1 protein-coding gene is annotated in these 511 nt (G+C 38.2%); it reads left to right on the top strand.

Going from position 1 to position 511, the window contains the following annotated elements; genetic code table 11:
- The first annotated feature begins 1 nt into the window (after position 1).
- Positions 2-478, top strand: a complete 477-nt coding sequence (locus ACFIQE_RS11410; RefSeq protein ID WP_375616816.1) for a hypothetical protein — start codon at positions 2-4, stop codon at positions 476-478.
- Positions 479-511: the final 33 nt, after the last annotated feature.

Below are 511 nucleotides of genomic sequence, written 5' to 3'. Positions count from 1 at the left end.
AATGAAGAAAATCTTAAAACTATTGAGTTGCATAGCTCTCTTAAATACAGCTGGATGTGTTAACCAACCTCCTCCATCAACTTTAGCATTATGGGAAAAACCAGGTGTCGATAAAGCGATGATCCAACAATCCTTATCAAAATGTGGTTGGAAACCGGTTTATGCTTCTTCTAGTGATATGAATTCGTATGCGAGTGAATTTGCCTCAGTTTATGAGTGCATGAAAAAAGCAGGTTTCCGATATAAATTGCAAGATTCAAAAGGGATCTATTTTACACAACCTCCCAAAAGTGGCTCATTCCTAAGCAATTTAATGATAGCAGGATATCAGCAATTTATGGACAATGACACCTTTGGTGTGACCAACAAAACGAAACAGGAACGGGCTTTACTAACGCATTTTGAGGATGAAAGAAAACGTCAGCAAAAGCAAAAAGCTTTACAAAAGCGATCACCAAAGCGTCCTCCCCATCGTTAAAAAGGTCGTTGGATAAAATCACGAATGAAGTAG

Origin of the sequence: Bartonella sp. AA1HLJMS (genome assembly GCF_042197445.1) — a bacterium.
In the GTDB taxonomy this organism is placed as follows: Bacteria; Pseudomonadota; Alphaproteobacteria; order Rhizobiales; family Rhizobiaceae; genus Bartonella.
This window is presented reverse-complemented; position numbering and strand designations above follow the sequence as displayed.